Here is a 14,317-nt window from a genome sequence, read left to right as displayed (position 1 = left end):
AGGTGAAAGACAGGTCATGCGCATCCTTCTGGTCGAGGACGACCGTGGCATCGGAGACGCCGTGCGCGCCCAGATGGCCGCCGAGGGCCACACGCCCGACTGGGTGTCGACGCTCGCCAATGCGCGCGCCTGCGCCGAGACCGTGGCCTATGACCTGATCCTGCTCGACCTGATGCTGCCCGACGGCGGCGGCCTCGACTTCCTGCGGGCGCTGCGCCGGGGCGGCTCGGTGACGCCGGTCATCATCCTGACCGCGCGCGACCGCATCACCGAGCGCATCGAGGGGCTGAACGCGGGAGCTGACGACTATCTGGTCAAGCCCTTCGACCTCGCCGAGCTTTCCGCCCGCGTCGGTGCGGTAGCACGCCGCTATGCGGGCAATCCCAACCCGCTGATCCGGCTCGGCCCGCTCGCCATCGACCTCGCCGCCCGCAGCGTCACTGGTCCGCGCGGCGAGATCGGGCTGAGCCAACGGGAATGGGCCATCTTCGAGACCCTGTTGCAGCGCCCCGGCATCGTCGTGCCAAAATCCCGGCTCGAGGAACGGCTCTATTCCTTCGACGCGGAAGTGGAGAGCAACACGATCGAGGTCTACGTCAGCCGTCTGCGCCGCAAGCTCGGGCGGGCCAGTATCGAGACGCTGCGCGGCCTCGGCTATCGGCTGGGGCGCGGATGAGTGCGCCCGAAATCGCCAGTCCCGCCGGCCGCCCCCCCAGCCTGCGCCGCGACCTGGCGGTGGGGCTGTCGCTCGGGCTGTCGTTGTTCTGGCTGCTGGCGATGATCACGGCGGGGTTCGTCGTCCGCCACGAGCTGGAGGAAATCTTCGATGCCGCCCTGCGCCAGACGGCCGAGCGCATCCTGCCGCTCGCGGTCATCGAGCAGATCAACGCGGAAGACGCGCCCACCTCGCGGCAGATCTCGGCGCTCGGGCCGCCGATGACGGGGCAGATCACCTATGTCCTGCGCGGGCGCGACGGCAGGATCGCGCTGTTCTCGGACGACGCCGATCTCGCAGTCTTCGCGCAACCGTTGGCCGAAGGCTTCCACACCGTGAACGACCACCGCATCTACGCGCGCTCGGCCGTGTCGGGCGCCTACCGGATCGAGGTGGCCGAACCGTTTTCCTATCGGCGCGAGGCGCGGCTTGACACCATAGGCTCGATGTTCCTGCCGCTCATCCTGCTGCTGCCGGCAAGCTTTATCGGCATCGGCCTCTTCACCCGTGCGCGGCTGGCGCCCATAGCGGCGCTCTCCGTCGAGGTGGCGGGGCGCGACGCCTCCGATCTTTCGCCATTGACCACGCCCGGCTTGCAGCTCGAACTGGTGCCGATCCGCACCGCCGTGGACCGGCTGATGGCCCGGCTTTCCCGCACGCTGGACGCCGAACGCAGCTTCACCGCCAATGCCGCGCACGAGCTGCGCACGCCGGTGGCTGCCGTGCTTGCGCAGACGCAGCGGCTCGTCGCCGAGGCCCCGGAGGGACCGCTGCGCCAGCGTGCGCAGGGGATCGAGGCCGAGCTGAAGCGTGTCGCACGCCTGGCGGAAAAGCTGCTTCACCTGTCGCGCGCGGAAGGCGGCGGCGTGCTGGCCGACATTGCAAGCGACATGGCGCCGATCCTGTCGATGGTGGCGGAAGACTTTGTTCGCGCGGGGCACGGCGAGCGTCTGCGGCTCAGCCTGCCGGAGGACGGCGCAAGCTCGCGGATCGACCCCGACGCCTTCGCCATCCTCGCCCGCAACCTGATCGAGAACGCGCTGATCCACGGCGATTCCGCCAAGCCGGTCGAGGTGACGCTCGCACCCGACGGCGGGCTGACCGTTAGCAACGCAGGCCCCGTCATCCCGCCGGAAGTTCTCTCGCGCCTCACTGCCCGGTTCGAGCGGGCGGGAAGCATCAGCGGGGGCTCGGGGCTGGGCCTAGCCATCGCCGCCGCCATCACTAGAGGAACCGGCGCGACGCTGACCCTGACTTCGCCAGCGCCCGGCAGAAGCGACGGCTTCGAGGCGCGTTTCCGGCCGGCTGGCCGTCACGCCAGCCAGTAGCCGATGATCAATCCCGCCGCCGCGCTGGCGACAAGCGTCGTGATCATGCCGACCCTGAACCACAGCATGGCGACCATCGCGGCGGCGGCGAGCACGGCCGCGCGCCAGTTGACCGAGGAAAGGACCGGCACATAGGGGCTGGCGCCGAGGACGTCGACCCTCTGCACCGCGTCGAAGACGACATGCAGCGCAAACCACAGCGCGAGGTTCATGATCACGCCGACCACGACGGCGGTGATCGCCGACAGCGCCGCCGAGATCGCCCTGTTGCCGCGCAGCGCCTCGACATAGGGCGCGCCGAGAAAGATCCACAAAAAGCACGGCGCAAACGTCACCCAGGTGGTCAGCAGCGCGCCCAGCGCCCCGGCGAGGAGCGGATCGAGGGCGCCCGGCGCGCGCCAGGCGGCGAGGAAGCCGACGAACTGCAGCACCAGGATCAGCGGCCCCGGCGTGGTTTCGGCAAGGCCGAGCCCGTCGACCATCTCGCCGGTGGAGAGCCAGCCGTAGCCGTCGACCGCTGCCTGCGCGACATAGGCGAGCACCGCATAGGCGCCGCCGAAGCTGACCACCGCGATCGCGCTGAAGAAGGCGCCAAGCTGCGTCCAGACGCTGGACGAGCCCGTCAGCAGCCACAGCAGCAGCACCGGCCCGAGCCAGATCGGCAGCCACAGCGCCAGCACCTTGAGGAAGCCCGCCGACGACGGATCGGCGTGGGTGAGTTCCCCGCGCGCAAACATCCCGTCGACCACGCCCGCGTCGTCCGCCGCACTCCCCTTCGCGCCGTGCCCCTTGGCAACGAAGAGCTGCGGCATGGCGCGGCTGCCGAGCCAGCCCGTGAGGGCGGCAATCGCAATGAGAAGCGGGAACGGGATACGAAACGCGTAGATGCCGATGAAGGCCGCGACCGCGATCGCGACCAGCGCGGGGCTGGCGAGCGCCCGCCGGCCGATCCGCAGCACGGCGTCGATGACGACGGCCAGCACCGCCGCCTTTACGCCGAGGAACATGGCATCGACGAACGGCAGTTCCCGGAAGAAGACATAGAGCAGGCTGAGGCCCAGCATGACCAGCGCGCCGGGAAGCACGAACAGCACCCCGGCGACCACTCCGCCCCAGGTGCGATGCAGCAGCCAGCCGATGTAGATGGCGAGCTGCTGTGCCTCGGGGCCTGGCAGCAGCATGCAGTAGTTGAGGGCGTGCAGGAAACGCTGCTCGCCGGTCCATCGCCGGTCCTCGACCAGTTCCTTGTGCATCAGCGCGATCTGGCCGGCCGGCCCGCCGAAGCTGAGCAGGCCGATCTTAGCCCACACCCGCGTCGCCTCGGCGAAGGTCGGGACGGCCGGCGCGGCGACGGCTTCATCCGTCGTGACAGTGATTGTCATAGCGACCTCCGTTATGCCGGCTTCTTGGTGGAAGGCCAGTTGTGCGTTTCCTCGGTGGCATCCCGGCTCCAGCGATAGAGGGCGTCGTAGAGCAGCAGACCCGCCTCGAGCTGTTCGAGATCGTCGCGGAACATGCGGGAGAGGCCGAGCGAGGCGGCGAGAAGGCCGGCGGCCTCCGGCACGAGATCGAGCCGCGCCGTGTCCGCCGCGCGCACGATCGCCGCCAGACGGCCGAGCGGTTCGGAGACGAGCCCGAATTCCTCCAGCATGACGTCGAAGGTGCAGCGCTCGCCCCGGTGACTCCAGAACACCCCGTCGATATCGAAGGGTGTTGCGCCGAAGCGTTCGGCGACCGCCGTCACCTCCGGCGCGCCGACGTAGAGGAACACGGCGTTCGGATCGATGAAGCGGCGGATGAGCCAGGGGCAGGCGACGCGGTCGACCTTGGGCCGCGCCCGCGTGACCCACACGGTCCGTCCGGCGTCGTCGCGCGGCGGCAGCCTGTCGGGCCTGACGAGGAGCCCACCGGCGGCGCGCCAAGCGTCGAAACCGCCTTCGAGCGTTTCCGCTCTGGCGCCTTCGTGGAGCAGCCAGGCGGTCACGGCCTGGGCGAAATCCCGCCCCCTGCCGTCGACCACGACGACGTGGCGGCCGGCTAATTCGCAGGCCCAGGCCGCGACACGCGAAGCGTCGCGGCTCAGGGCAGCAGGCAGGAAGCGCGGGTCGGCATCGACGTCCGCCTGCACGCGGACATCGACGATGACCGGCGCGGTCGGCAGGCCGGCAAGACGGGAAAGCTGCGGTACGGTGATTTCGGTATGAGACGGCATGAACGTCCATTCCTCTTTCAGGGAACATGGACGCGATGTTTAGGCTGCCGCCTCACGGGGTAATCGCGATCAACCCCTTGCACCGGAAATTACTCGCAGACCGGTGGTTGCGCAAGGGCTAGGAAAGCGCCTCCGAACGATTTTCGCCCGCGCGGGGATACGCGATACCTGCAGACATGCAGGCCCACCGCATATCGCTTCCTGCCGGCGAGGCGCTGTTATCCGAGGGCGGATCGTGTTGTCTTGATATCGGCTTTCCTTGACAGGAAGCCGACGCGCCGGTTATTGAGGCGCAACCGGATGGTTTGCTACAAGCGGCAAACCATGTGGCGGAAAGTGAGCTGGCGGATGGCCGTTTGGTACACGCTTTCACGGATGCGCTTGCTGCCAGCCCTGCTGGTTGCTGTCGCGTTGTTTGCTGCGCCGTTGGCTCATGCCATGCCGGTACCGTGCCACAGCCAGACCGTTCAGGTACCGGCGCAAGACGGCGTTGGGAATCAACATCAAGCCGCCGTATCCGTTCATAAGATCCATACCGGAAACGGTCAGTTACACGCGGCTGATTATAAGGTATGCTGCAGCTTCGCCTGCGGCGTGTGCGCCGTCGTGGCCGGTGCAGCGGATGCGAGCACTTTCGTTCCGGCTTCCGTCAGGCAATATTACGGATGGGCCGACCAGATTTCCCTTGGCCTGTCGGTCTTGCCCTTGCTGACTCCTCCCCGATCCATGGTCTGAAGCCGTCAGGACGCCGCTCTCCGGCGTCATGTGGATGATTGTGCGCCGCAAGGGCGCGCATAGATCAATTCGCCGACCACCGTGTCGGCATGGAAACGGGTTCCCAACATGAATCGTCGTGACTTCCTCACGCGGCTGACGGCCGGCGCGGTAGCGCTCGCGTCGCCGACCGCCATGTCCCTTCCCGGCCTTGCCCGGGCGCAAACCGCCAGCCCGGCCTCTCCGGCTGAAGACGAAACGCGCCAGCTCGCCGTCATCACCCGTACGCTCGACATCAACGGCAGGGCCGCGCGTGTCTTCGGGCTCGCACAGCCCGACGGAACGCAGGGGCTGACTCTCGACGCAGGCGGCAGCTTCGACGTGACGCTCACCAACCGGGCCAATGCACCGACGTTGATCCACTGGCACGGTCTGACGCCGCCGTGGGAACAGGACGGCGTGCCGGACAACCCGGCTGCCCTGCTGCAACCGGCCGAAACCCGCCGTTACAGCTTTCCGGCGGGCGCCGGCGGCACCCACTGGATGCATGCCCATACGCTGCAGGAGCAGGCCGCCCCGCTGATCGTACGCACCGCCGCCGACCGCGCGCGGGACGAGCAGGAAGTCGTGATCCTGCTGCACGACTTCTCTTTCACACCGGCGGAGGAACTTCTCAATCGGCTGCAGAATGCCACGGGTAGCGGGCGCGGCCAGCACGGCGCCGCCATGAGCCAATCCGCGATGCACGGGTCTGCAGCGCACGGAGCCGCCGGAGGACACGGCACAATGCCGATACCGGTGATGGACCTCAACGACATCGAGTACGACGCCTATCTCGCCAACGACCGCACGCTCGACGATCCGGAAGTCGTGCACGTGGAGAGGGGCGGCCGGATACGGCTGCGCATCATCAACGGCGCGACGGCGACCGCCTTCACCATCGACACCGGCGGCCTCGGCGGGACCCTGATCGCCGTCGACGGACAGGACGTGCGGCCGATCGTGGGCAACGCCTTTCCGGTGTCGATGGGCCAGCGCGTCGACATCCGGCTGCAACTGCCGCAAGGCGGAGGCGCGTGGCCGATCCTTGCCCTGCGCGAGGGCGCCGTCGAGCGCGCCGGCATCGTCCTCGCCACGCCCGGCGCGCCGGTCCGCAGAATCCCGGTGCATGGCGCGGTTGCCGGGCCGGTTCTCGACCTCGACCTCGAAAGGCAGTTGTCGGCGACAGCACCGCTCGCGCACCGCGCGCCGGACCGCCGTTATACCCTTGCCCTCACTGGCGACATGGCCGGTTACGTCTGGGGTTTCGGCAGCAGCGACGCCCTTACAGCCGCCCACGGCGAGCGGATCGCGGTGACGCTTGTCAACACGTCGATGATGGCGCACCCGATGCACCTGCACGGCCACCATTTCCAGGTGACCGGCATCGACGGCAGGGCCATCGGCGGCGCCGTGCGCGACACGGTGCTGGTGCCGCCGCATGCCCGTGTGACCGTCGTCTTCGACGCCGACAATTCCGGCCGCTGGCCGCTCCACTGCCACCATCTCTATCACATGGCGGCGGGCATGATGGCATTCGTCGACTACGCCGCCTGAGGCCTCCGTCTGGGAAAGCGGCGCCCGCAGCGTGCGCGCCTTTCGTATTTCGGATCGCTCGTTCCAGAGCAAACAACACTACCCCGGAGATTTCAGAGGATGACCGATCACAAGTCCCACGCTGCCATGATCGCCGACTTCCGGCGCCGGTTCTGGATCTCGCTGGCGCTGACGCCGCCGATCCTTCTGCTGTCGCCGATGATCCGGCACTGGCTGGGGCTCGGCGACGCGCTGGCGTTCCCGGGTAGCGGGCTCGTGCTCTTCGCGCTCTCCACCATCGTCTATGTCTACGGCGGCCGGCCCTTCCTGACCGGGTTCGCATCGGAGTTGCGCGACCGGCAGCCGGGCATGATGACCCTGATCGCGCTGGCGATCTCGGCCGCCTATTTCTACTCCGCCGCCGTCACCTTCGGCCTTCCCGGCGAGTCCTTCTATTGGGAGCTCGCGACGCTGATCACCATCATGCTGCTCGGCCACTGGCTGGAGATGCGCTCGGTGATGGGGGCCTCGCGCGCCCTGGAGGAGCTGGTCAGGCTGCTGCCTGACACCGCCACGAAGATCGGCGCGGATGGTGCAACCCAGGATGTTCCTATCTCCGCCCTCCAGCCCGGCGACCGCGTGCTCATCCGCCCTGGGGCCAAGGTGCCGGTGGACGGAAAGATCATCGAGGGCGCGAGTTCGTTCAACGAGGCGATGCTGACCGGCGAATCGCGGCCGGTCTCCAAAGCGGTAGGGGCAAACGCCATCGGCGGGGCGATCAACGGCGAAGGCTCGGTGACGATCGAGGTCACGGCGACCGGCGACAAGACCTATCTCGCACAGGTCATCACGCTCGTGAAAGAGGCGCAAGCCAGCCGGTCGCGCACGCAGGACCTCGCCAACCGCGCCGCGGCCTGGCTGACCTATATCGCACTGACGGTGGGCATCGGCACGCTGGTCGTCTGGCTCACCCTCGGCGCCCCCTTCCAGTTCGCCATCGAGCGCATGGTGACGGTGATGGTGATCGCCTGCCCGCATGCGCTCGGCCTCGCCGTGCCGCTGGTCGTAGCGGTCAGCACCTCGCTCAGCGCCGGCAACGGGCTCCTGATCCGCGACCGGGCCGCCTTCGAGAGGGCACGCAACCTGAATGCGGTGGTCTTCGACAAGACCGGCACCCTCACCGAAGGCCGGTTCGGGGTCAGCGACATCGTGCTCCTGGCGGGGGATGAGGCTGAGGCGCTGCGCTACGCCGCCGCCGCCGAGAGCCGGTCCGAGCATCCGATCGCCCATGGCATCCTGGCCGAGGCTAAGAGAAGGGGTCTTGTACCGCCGCCAGCCGGCGACGTGCGCAACATCACCGGTGAAGGGATCGCGGCGACGGTGGGCGGCGAGGACGTGCGCATCGTCAGCCCCGGCCATCTGGCGCGGCAGGGCAATCCTGTGGGCGGGGAACGTCTCAAGCAGCTTGAGGCGCAGGGCAAGACCGTTGTCGTGCTGGTCCGAGGCGGTGTCCCGCAGGCGCTGCTCGCGCTGGCCGACATCGTGCGCCCCGAATCCCGGGAAGCCATCGCGGAACTGAAGCGGCTGGGCGTCAATTCGGTGATGCTGACCGGCGACGCCGCGGGCGTGGCCAAGGCCGTGTCGGAAGATCTCGGCATCGCCAAGTATTTCGCCGAGGTTCTGCCTGATCAGAAATCGGCCAAGATCAAGGAGCTTCAGGCCCGCGGGCTCAAGGTCGCCATGGTGGGCGACGGTGTCAACGACGCGCCGGCGCTGGTGCAGGCTGATCTCGGTGTCGCCATCGGCGCCGGGACCGACGTGGCCGTGGAATCAGCGGATATCGTTTTGGTTCGGAGCGATCCGCGCGATGTTGCAGCGATCTTGGGTCTGTCGCGCGCTACTTACAGAAAAATGGTGCAGAACCTGATTTGGGCAACCGCCTATAACGTCATTGCCATTCCAATGGCGGCGGGCATTACTTTCGGCACCGGCTTTCTCATGACGCCAGCCGTTGGCGCGATCTTCATGTCCGCGAGCACGATCATCGTCGCAATCAACGCACAATTGCTACGATTCTACCGGACCGGCAATTGACAACCGGCAACAAGAAATCGCGCAGAGACCAGGGTGTTTTTCATACCCAGTCCATGCACGATTTATCGCCAATTCTATACTGCAGATGGCGCACTACAGGTGTCGAAAATTTGGCGTGCGTGAAAGCACTTAATCGGACAATCCTATCCATGAGCGGTCCAGGTCTCGGCGCAGAAGCAAGGCTCATAGACTAGCAGGAGGCTGCTATCGAGTGACGCAAACGTGCGTCGGTACACGCGGCGCGGCAAAGGTAATGATGCCTTCCTCTGCCTCTTATATGGCGAGACCAATCTATAGACGTTGGGCATGCTCCCTTTCAGGGGCGTCCCACGAGCCTCTCCGGAGAATCGCATAGCTATTTCCATAGAATTCTAGATTTTTTATAAACTATATGTAATTTATGAGAATCGTACAAACGTCGAAATGCTTGGAAAGGAGACCGAAACTGCTCCGAATTCCATTCATTGCGATTCATCGTCAAACAAGTCGCGACCGCTCTTTATGAGGTACCTCTCCATGAACAGCCCGGTGAATCATCCGCTAAATGCCTCTGGCAGCCACCTCGTCTCGCGAGCGCGGGAGATTGCCAGTCTTGCCCGTGAGCACGCCGTCGCCGCGGAGAATGCTCGGGTCCTGGCGCGAGAGGTGGTAGACGCAATCGGGGCTGCCGACCTGTTCAGGCTAGCAGTGCCTGCCGTGTATGGCGGACCCGAGGCAGATCCCGTGACCTATGTCGACGCGATAGCAGCTCTGTCGGAGGGGGACGCGGCTGCCGGATGGTACGCTGCTGTTTCATCTACGACATCCGTGCTCGCATGGTATCTGCAGCCCGAGGCGGTCCGAGAAATCTACGTTGCCAATCCGGCGTCTCTCACAGGGGGCTCGTTCGCCCCGACGGGGCGCGGCTCATGGGTTGACGGAAGGCTGCGGGTCGATGAGGGGCGGTGGCCGTGGGGATCTTGTGGCCTTCAAGCAGACTGGATGACTGGTGGGGTTCTCGACGGCGACCGTCTCTTCATCATCTTCCTCCCCCGCGGCGATTTTGAGCCGCATGATACATGGCATGCGTTCGGTCTAAAGGCGACGGCTTCAAATGATTTTTCGGTTCGCAAGGGAGCCATCGTTCCCGGGCACCGTATCCTTGAGTTCGGCAAGGGCTTCGTTCCTGCCGCCGATAGCGCCCTTGCCCGTTTTCCGGGCTTCGTCTACATCGCCGCTGCCTATGCTGCAGTACTGCTAGGGAACGCGCGGGGGGCCATCCATGAACTCGTTGATCTGGCTAGGCACAAGGTTCCGACTGGTAGCGAGGCGACACTTGCTGAAACTCCGTTGACGCAACTGACGGTTGCTCAATCCGAAGCTAGGCTTCTTGCAGCCTCCGCATTCGTACGCGAATCTTTGGCCAGCATATGGGAAACCATTCAGGCTGGCGATCCAGCGACAGTAGACCAGAGGACGACCGCCCGCCTCGCCATCAGCCACGCTGCTCAGGAAGCCTCGAAGGTGGTTGACGCCTTGTATACGCTAGGCGGCGCCACCTCGACATTCTTAGCGAATCCGCTCCAGAAGCGACTCAGGGACGCCCATGTCGCCACCCAGCATCTGTTGGTATCGGAGAAATTTTTCCTAATTCACGGACAACAGCGGCTCGGCTTCGCTATCGACGAGAAGGTTATCGCCACACTCTGATGCGATGCAGAGCGACTACCCCGGTCGGGCGCGAGGCCAAAGCCCTGAGTGCATCGATCGCCGATCGCACTTTCTTCGTGGAAATCTCGTTCTCGCGTTGCTCCAGCACGGTGTTCAGCTAAAATAGCTTGTAGCGGTGCATCTCATTGAACATGCTGGTTCTACAACCTGAGCCGATTGCGTATCGTCCGTTTTCTTGAGGGTGTTGCTGCACGCGCCGGCGAGATATTCTGATCGCGCTCATTTGTGGAGGTACTTGCGTTCGGCATATTATTTCGATAAATCTCGACGCATGGAAAAACACATAATCGTCGAGGCTTTTGCAGCCATCGCGCAAGCTACACGACTGGATGCGTTGCGCCTGCTCCTGGATCGCCGGGAGACGGGAGTGCCGGCGGGCGACGTCGCGAAGCTGCTCGACGTGCCGCAGAATACCATGTCGGCCCATCTTGCGGTGCTGAAGCGGGCCGGCCTCGTTCGTACCGAACGGCACGGAACGACGATCATCTACCGGCCGGACACCGAGCGGGTCTGGCAACTCGTCGATTTTCTGGTCACAGACTTTGCGGCTCTCGCGGCGACCACGGACAGGTCCATTTCAACAGCCGTCATTCCGCGGGCTGGCGCTGCACCCGACCCCGTATACAACGTCTTGTTTCTCTGTACGGGCAACTCCGTGCGGTCGATCCTCGCGGAGAGCGTTTTGAACCGCGATGGCGGGGGGCGATTCCGTGCTTTCTCTGCCGGTAACAAGCCACGAGGCGAGATTCACCCGACCACCATCGCAACTTTGGCAGAACTCGATTATCCGACTGAGGGATTGCGTTCGAAGAGCTGGGACGAATTCGCGAGCCCCGAAGCTCCCATCATGGATTTCGTATTCACGCTCTGCGACAGCGCGGCGGGTGAGGAATGCCCGGTCTGGCCAGGGCGCCCGCTGACGGCCCACTGGGGCATCGAAGACCCCTCCATCGTCGGAGAGGCTGATTTTCGGCAAGCCGCCGCATTCCGCCAGGCGGCAGGTTACATCCGAAATCGTGTCGCCGCGTTCATCAGCCTCCCGCTGGATTCGCTCGACCGGATGTCCCTTCGCGACAAGCTCCGGACGATCGGCAGTTTGTAAGGCACCGCGGCTTCTTGTCTTGCGTGACGATGCAGGCTCGCGCCTCGCGCGTCGTAGCGAATCATGCCGCGAGATTCACCGCTCCCTCCCGTCGCCTCAACCGAACCGCCCGGTGATATACTGCTGGGTCCGCTCGTGGCGCGGATTGGTGAAAAATTCCTTGGTCGCGTTGAACTCGGTCATTTCGCCCAGGTGCATGTAGGCCGTGTAGCTCGATATGCGTGCAGCCTGCTGCATGTTGTGGGTGACGATGACGATCGTGTAGTGCTGCTGGAGCTCGTCGATCAGTTCCTCTATACGCGCGGTCGCGATAGGGTCGAGCGCGGACGTGGGCTCATCGAAAAGAATGATTTCCGGATTGGGCGCGAGCGTCCGGGCGATGCAAAGGCGCTGCTGCTGCCCACCCGAAAGGCCGTAGGCGGAATCGTGCAGACGGTCCTTGACCTCGTTCCAGAGCGCCGCGCCCCTGAGTGCCTCTTCCACCCGCTCGTCAAGCACGGATTTGCGATTGATGCCTCTAACCCGAAGCCCCGCCGCCACGTTTTCGTAGATCGATTTCGGAAAGGGATTGGGTTTTTGGAATACCATGCCGATGCGAAGCCGGATCAGTATCGCGTCGGTTTGCGGCCCGACCACGTTCCTTCCCTCCGGCAAGAGCGTAATCTCGCCATCATAGCGGTTTCCCGGATACAGATCGTGCATGCGATTGAACGAGCGCAGCAAGGTGCTCTTGCCGCATCCGGAAGGACCGATGAGCGCTGTAACCTCCCGGTCGGCGATCGGCAGGTTGACCGATTTCAGAGCGAGGAAGTCGCCATACCAGAAGGACAAGTTGCGAACTTCGGCCCGGAGTTTTTCCGGGCGGACTAGGATACCGCCGATGCCGCCAGATTCGGTCTCCCCGGCAATCGGCTTCTGAAAGGTGGGAGCGGGCGTTTCGACCATATGTTCAAGTCCTGTCCTTGGTTCAGAGGCCAATCCGGCGACGCAGCCTGAAGCGGATCCAGATCGCAATGGCATTCATGCCAAGAGTCATGATGAGGAGTACGACACCCGTGGCGGCGGCGTTGACGTGGAAGGCAGCCTGCGGGCGCGAGATCCAGTTGAACATCTGGATCGGCATCACGGTGAAGGGCGCGTGCAACCAGTCAAAGTTGACGAAGGGAAAATCTGGCTGAACCGGCGCCGGCGGCAGAAAGGCAATGAAGGTCAGCGCGCCGATGGTGATGATCGGCGCCGTTTCGCCGATCGCACGCGACAGGCCGACTATCGCTCCGGTCAGGATACCGGGCCGGGCTGCCGGCAGGATGTAGTGCCACATGGTCTGCCACTTGTCCGCCCCGATCCCGTAAGCCCCTTCCCGAATCATTTGCGGAATGCTGCGGACGGCTTCGCGCGTTGCGACGATGACGATCGGCAGGATGAGAAGGGCAAGCACCATGCCGGCAACCATGACCGACCGGCCAAGCCCGGCCAGGTAGACGAAGAAGCCGAGCGCCAGCAGACCGTAAATGATCGAAGGAACGCCGGCGAGGTTGGTGACGTTGATCTCGATGATGTCGGTCAACCAGTTTTTCGGCGCATATTCCTCGAGGTAGAGACCGGCGGCGATACCGAGCGGGATGGCGAGCATGGCAGTGACGAACATGACGAGGCATGTGCCGACCCATGCGGAAAGGATGCCGGATCGTTCGGGGCGCCGGGAAGGAAAATCGGTCAGGAAAGCCATGTCTATTCTGGAAAAGCCATCCACGAATAGATCGGCGATCAACGCCAGCAGGAACGCCATGGCCACGAAGAGAATGAAAAGACCGAGGCCGGCGAAGATGGCATCCCTTCGGCGTGCCCTGCCTACCAGAACGATTTCGTCCTGCTCGGATGAGGCCGTGGTGGCCCGTGTGAGAATTTCGGAGGTCATCAGTACGCTTCCCGGAAGCGTCGGCGCAGGAAGAAACCGACGATATTGAAGAAGAGCGTCAGCAGGAACAACGCAAGGCCGGCGGCAAAGATGGTCTGGTACGCCAGTGAACCGTGCGGCAGATCGCCGAGGCTCATCTGCACGATGTAGGATGTGATGGTCGCCGCCCCCTCACGTGGATCAGCAGTCAGGTTCGGGTTCTGCCCGGCCGCAATGGCAAGCACCATGGTCTCCCCTACCGCGCGGGACATGCCGAGCAGATATGCCGCGGTGATGCCGGAGAACGCGCCCGGGATGATCACCTTGAAGGTGGTCTGAAGGCGCGTCATGCCGAGCGCGAATGCGCCCTCGCGCAGCGACGCGGGAACGGCACGCATTGCATCCTCGCTGATCGAGACGATGTAGGGCAGGATCATGATGCCGAGCACGATCCCCGGAACCAGCAGGTTGAACCCGGTCAAGCCCGGAATGAAGGTCTGAAACAGCGGCGTCAGGAACAGCAGGGCGAAATATCCATAGACGACCGTCGGTATGGCGCCGAACAGTTCGAGCATCGGCTTAACGGTTTCGCGCACGGCGGCCGGAGCATATTCGCTGAGATAGACAGCGAGAACGGTTCCGAACGGGATCGCGATGGCGATCGCTATACCCGCAGCCCAAAGCGTCGCGGTCAGCAGCGGCAGGATGCCATAGCGGGGTTGCGCGAAAACGGGGGTCCACTGAGTATCAGTGAGGAATGTCCATAGCGATACTTCGGTAAAAAAGCCCCACGACTCGCTGACGAGGACATAAACGATCGCGGCAGTCACGAACACGGAAAGCGCCGCCGACAGAAAGAGCACGGCGCGCATGCCGAGATCGATCAACCGGCGTCGGCGAAGGAAGGCCTCGGAAGGCCGGAAGGCGTCAGCCGACGAACTCATTGGCGCATCTCCGGTAGTGATGATGG

Annotated in this window: 12 protein-coding genes; 7 read left to right on the top strand and 5 right to left on the bottom strand. The window is 64.5% G+C overall.

Annotation, left to right across the window (positions count from 1 at the left end):
• Positions 1-16 precede the first annotated feature (16 nt).
• Both ACOYJQ_RS02855 and ACOYJQ_RS02850 read left to right on the top strand, forming a co-directional pair.
• Positions 17-676 carry a response regulator gene (locus tag ACOYJQ_RS02855; protein WP_183754358.1) on the top strand — a complete coding sequence of 220 codons (660 nt, stop codon included), beginning with the start codon at positions 17-19 and terminating at the stop codon, positions 674-676.
• Positions 673-2,043 carry an ATP-binding protein gene (locus tag ACOYJQ_RS02850; RefSeq protein ID WP_183754356.1) on the top strand — a complete coding sequence of 457 codons (1,371 nt, stop codon included), beginning with the start codon at positions 673-675 and terminating at the stop codon, positions 2,041-2,043. Before ACOYJQ_RS02855 ends, ACOYJQ_RS02850 begins: the two co-directional genes overlap by 4 nt.
• Here ACOYJQ_RS02850 and chrA read toward each other — a convergent pair.
• Together chrA and ACOYJQ_RS02840 are read right to left on the bottom strand one after the other, a co-directional pair.
• Positions 2,028-3,425 carry a chromate efflux transporter gene (gene chrA, locus ACOYJQ_RS02845; RefSeq protein WP_183754354.1) on the bottom strand — a complete coding sequence of 466 codons (1,398 nt, stop codon included), beginning with the start codon at positions 3,423-3,425 and terminating at the stop codon, positions 2,028-2,030. The genes ACOYJQ_RS02850 and chrA overlap by 16 nt on opposite strands.
• A gap of 11 nt (positions 3,426-3,436) precedes the next feature.
• Complete coding sequence (locus ACOYJQ_RS02840; RefSeq protein ID WP_183754352.1) at positions 3,437-4,255, bottom strand: chromate resistance protein ChrB domain-containing protein; 819 nt, start codon at positions 4,253-4,255, stop codon at positions 3,437-3,439.
• A gap of 300 nt (positions 4,256-4,555) precedes the next feature.
• Here ACOYJQ_RS02840 and ACOYJQ_RS02835 point away from each other — a divergent pair, with 300 nt between their 5' ends.
• The 5 genes from ACOYJQ_RS02835 (at position 4,556) to ACOYJQ_RS02815 (ending at position 11,450) form a co-directional block, all read left to right on the top strand.
• Positions 4,556-4,990 carry a hypothetical protein gene (locus tag ACOYJQ_RS02835; RefSeq protein WP_377590805.1) on the top strand — a complete coding sequence of 145 codons (435 nt, stop codon included), beginning with the start codon at positions 4,556-4,558 and terminating at the stop codon, positions 4,988-4,990.
• Between the two features lie 108 nt (positions 4,991-5,098).
• Positions 5,099-6,565 carry a multicopper oxidase family protein gene (locus ACOYJQ_RS02830; protein WP_183754348.1) on the top strand — a complete coding sequence of 489 codons (1,467 nt, stop codon included), beginning with the start codon at positions 5,099-5,101 and terminating at the stop codon, positions 6,563-6,565.
• A gap of 99 nt (positions 6,566-6,664) precedes the next feature.
• The gene (locus tag ACOYJQ_RS02825) at positions 6,665-8,638 is read left to right on the top strand and encodes a copper-translocating P-type ATPase (protein WP_433456175.1); all 1,974 of its coding nucleotides are present in this window, start codon (positions 6,665-6,667) and stop codon (positions 8,636-8,638) included.
• A 423-nt stretch (positions 8,639-9,061) separates the two neighbouring features.
• A complete protein-coding gene (locus ACOYJQ_RS02820) occupies positions 9,062-10,327 on the top strand; it encodes an acyl-CoA dehydrogenase family protein (protein ID WP_433456173.1) in 1,266 nt (421 codons plus the stop codon).
• A 256-nt stretch (positions 10,328-10,583) separates the two neighbouring features.
• Positions 10,584-11,450, top strand: a complete 867-nt coding sequence (locus ACOYJQ_RS02815; protein ID WP_377590809.1) for a metalloregulator ArsR/SmtB family transcription factor — start codon at positions 10,584-10,586, stop codon at positions 11,448-11,450.
• Positions 11,451-11,546: 96 nt separating this feature from the next.
• Here ACOYJQ_RS02815 and pstB read toward each other — a convergent pair whose 3' ends face one another.
• Genes pstB through pstC form a run of 3 tightly spaced genes read right to left on the bottom strand, consistent with a single transcriptional unit; the run spans position 11,547 to position 14,291 of the window.
• Positions 11,547-12,395, bottom strand: coding sequence for a phosphate ABC transporter ATP-binding protein PstB (gene pstB, locus ACOYJQ_RS02810; protein ID WP_183754340.1), 849 nt, complete (start codon positions 12,393-12,395; stop codon positions 11,547-11,549).
• Between the two features lie 22 nt (positions 12,396-12,417).
• The gene (gene pstA, locus ACOYJQ_RS02805) at positions 12,418-13,368 is read right to left on the bottom strand and encodes a phosphate ABC transporter permease PstA (RefSeq protein ID WP_183754337.1); all 951 of its coding nucleotides are present in this window, start codon (positions 13,366-13,368) and stop codon (positions 12,418-12,420) included.
• Positions 13,368-14,291 (bottom strand): phosphate ABC transporter permease subunit PstC, encoded by a 924-nt coding sequence (gene pstC, locus ACOYJQ_RS02800; RefSeq protein ID WP_183754335.1) that lies wholly within the window; start codon positions 14,289-14,291, stop codon positions 13,368-13,370. The genes pstA and pstC overlap by 1 nt, the downstream gene beginning before the upstream one ends.
• Positions 14,292-14,317 lie beyond the last annotated feature (26 nt).

Source organism: Pseudochelatococcus sp., from assembly GCF_050946405.1.
GTDB lineage: Bacteria > Pseudomonadota > Alphaproteobacteria > Rhizobiales > Beijerinckiaceae > Pseudochelatococcus.
Note: the sequence above shows the minus strand (reverse complement) of the source record. Positions and strands in the feature narration are given on the sequence as shown.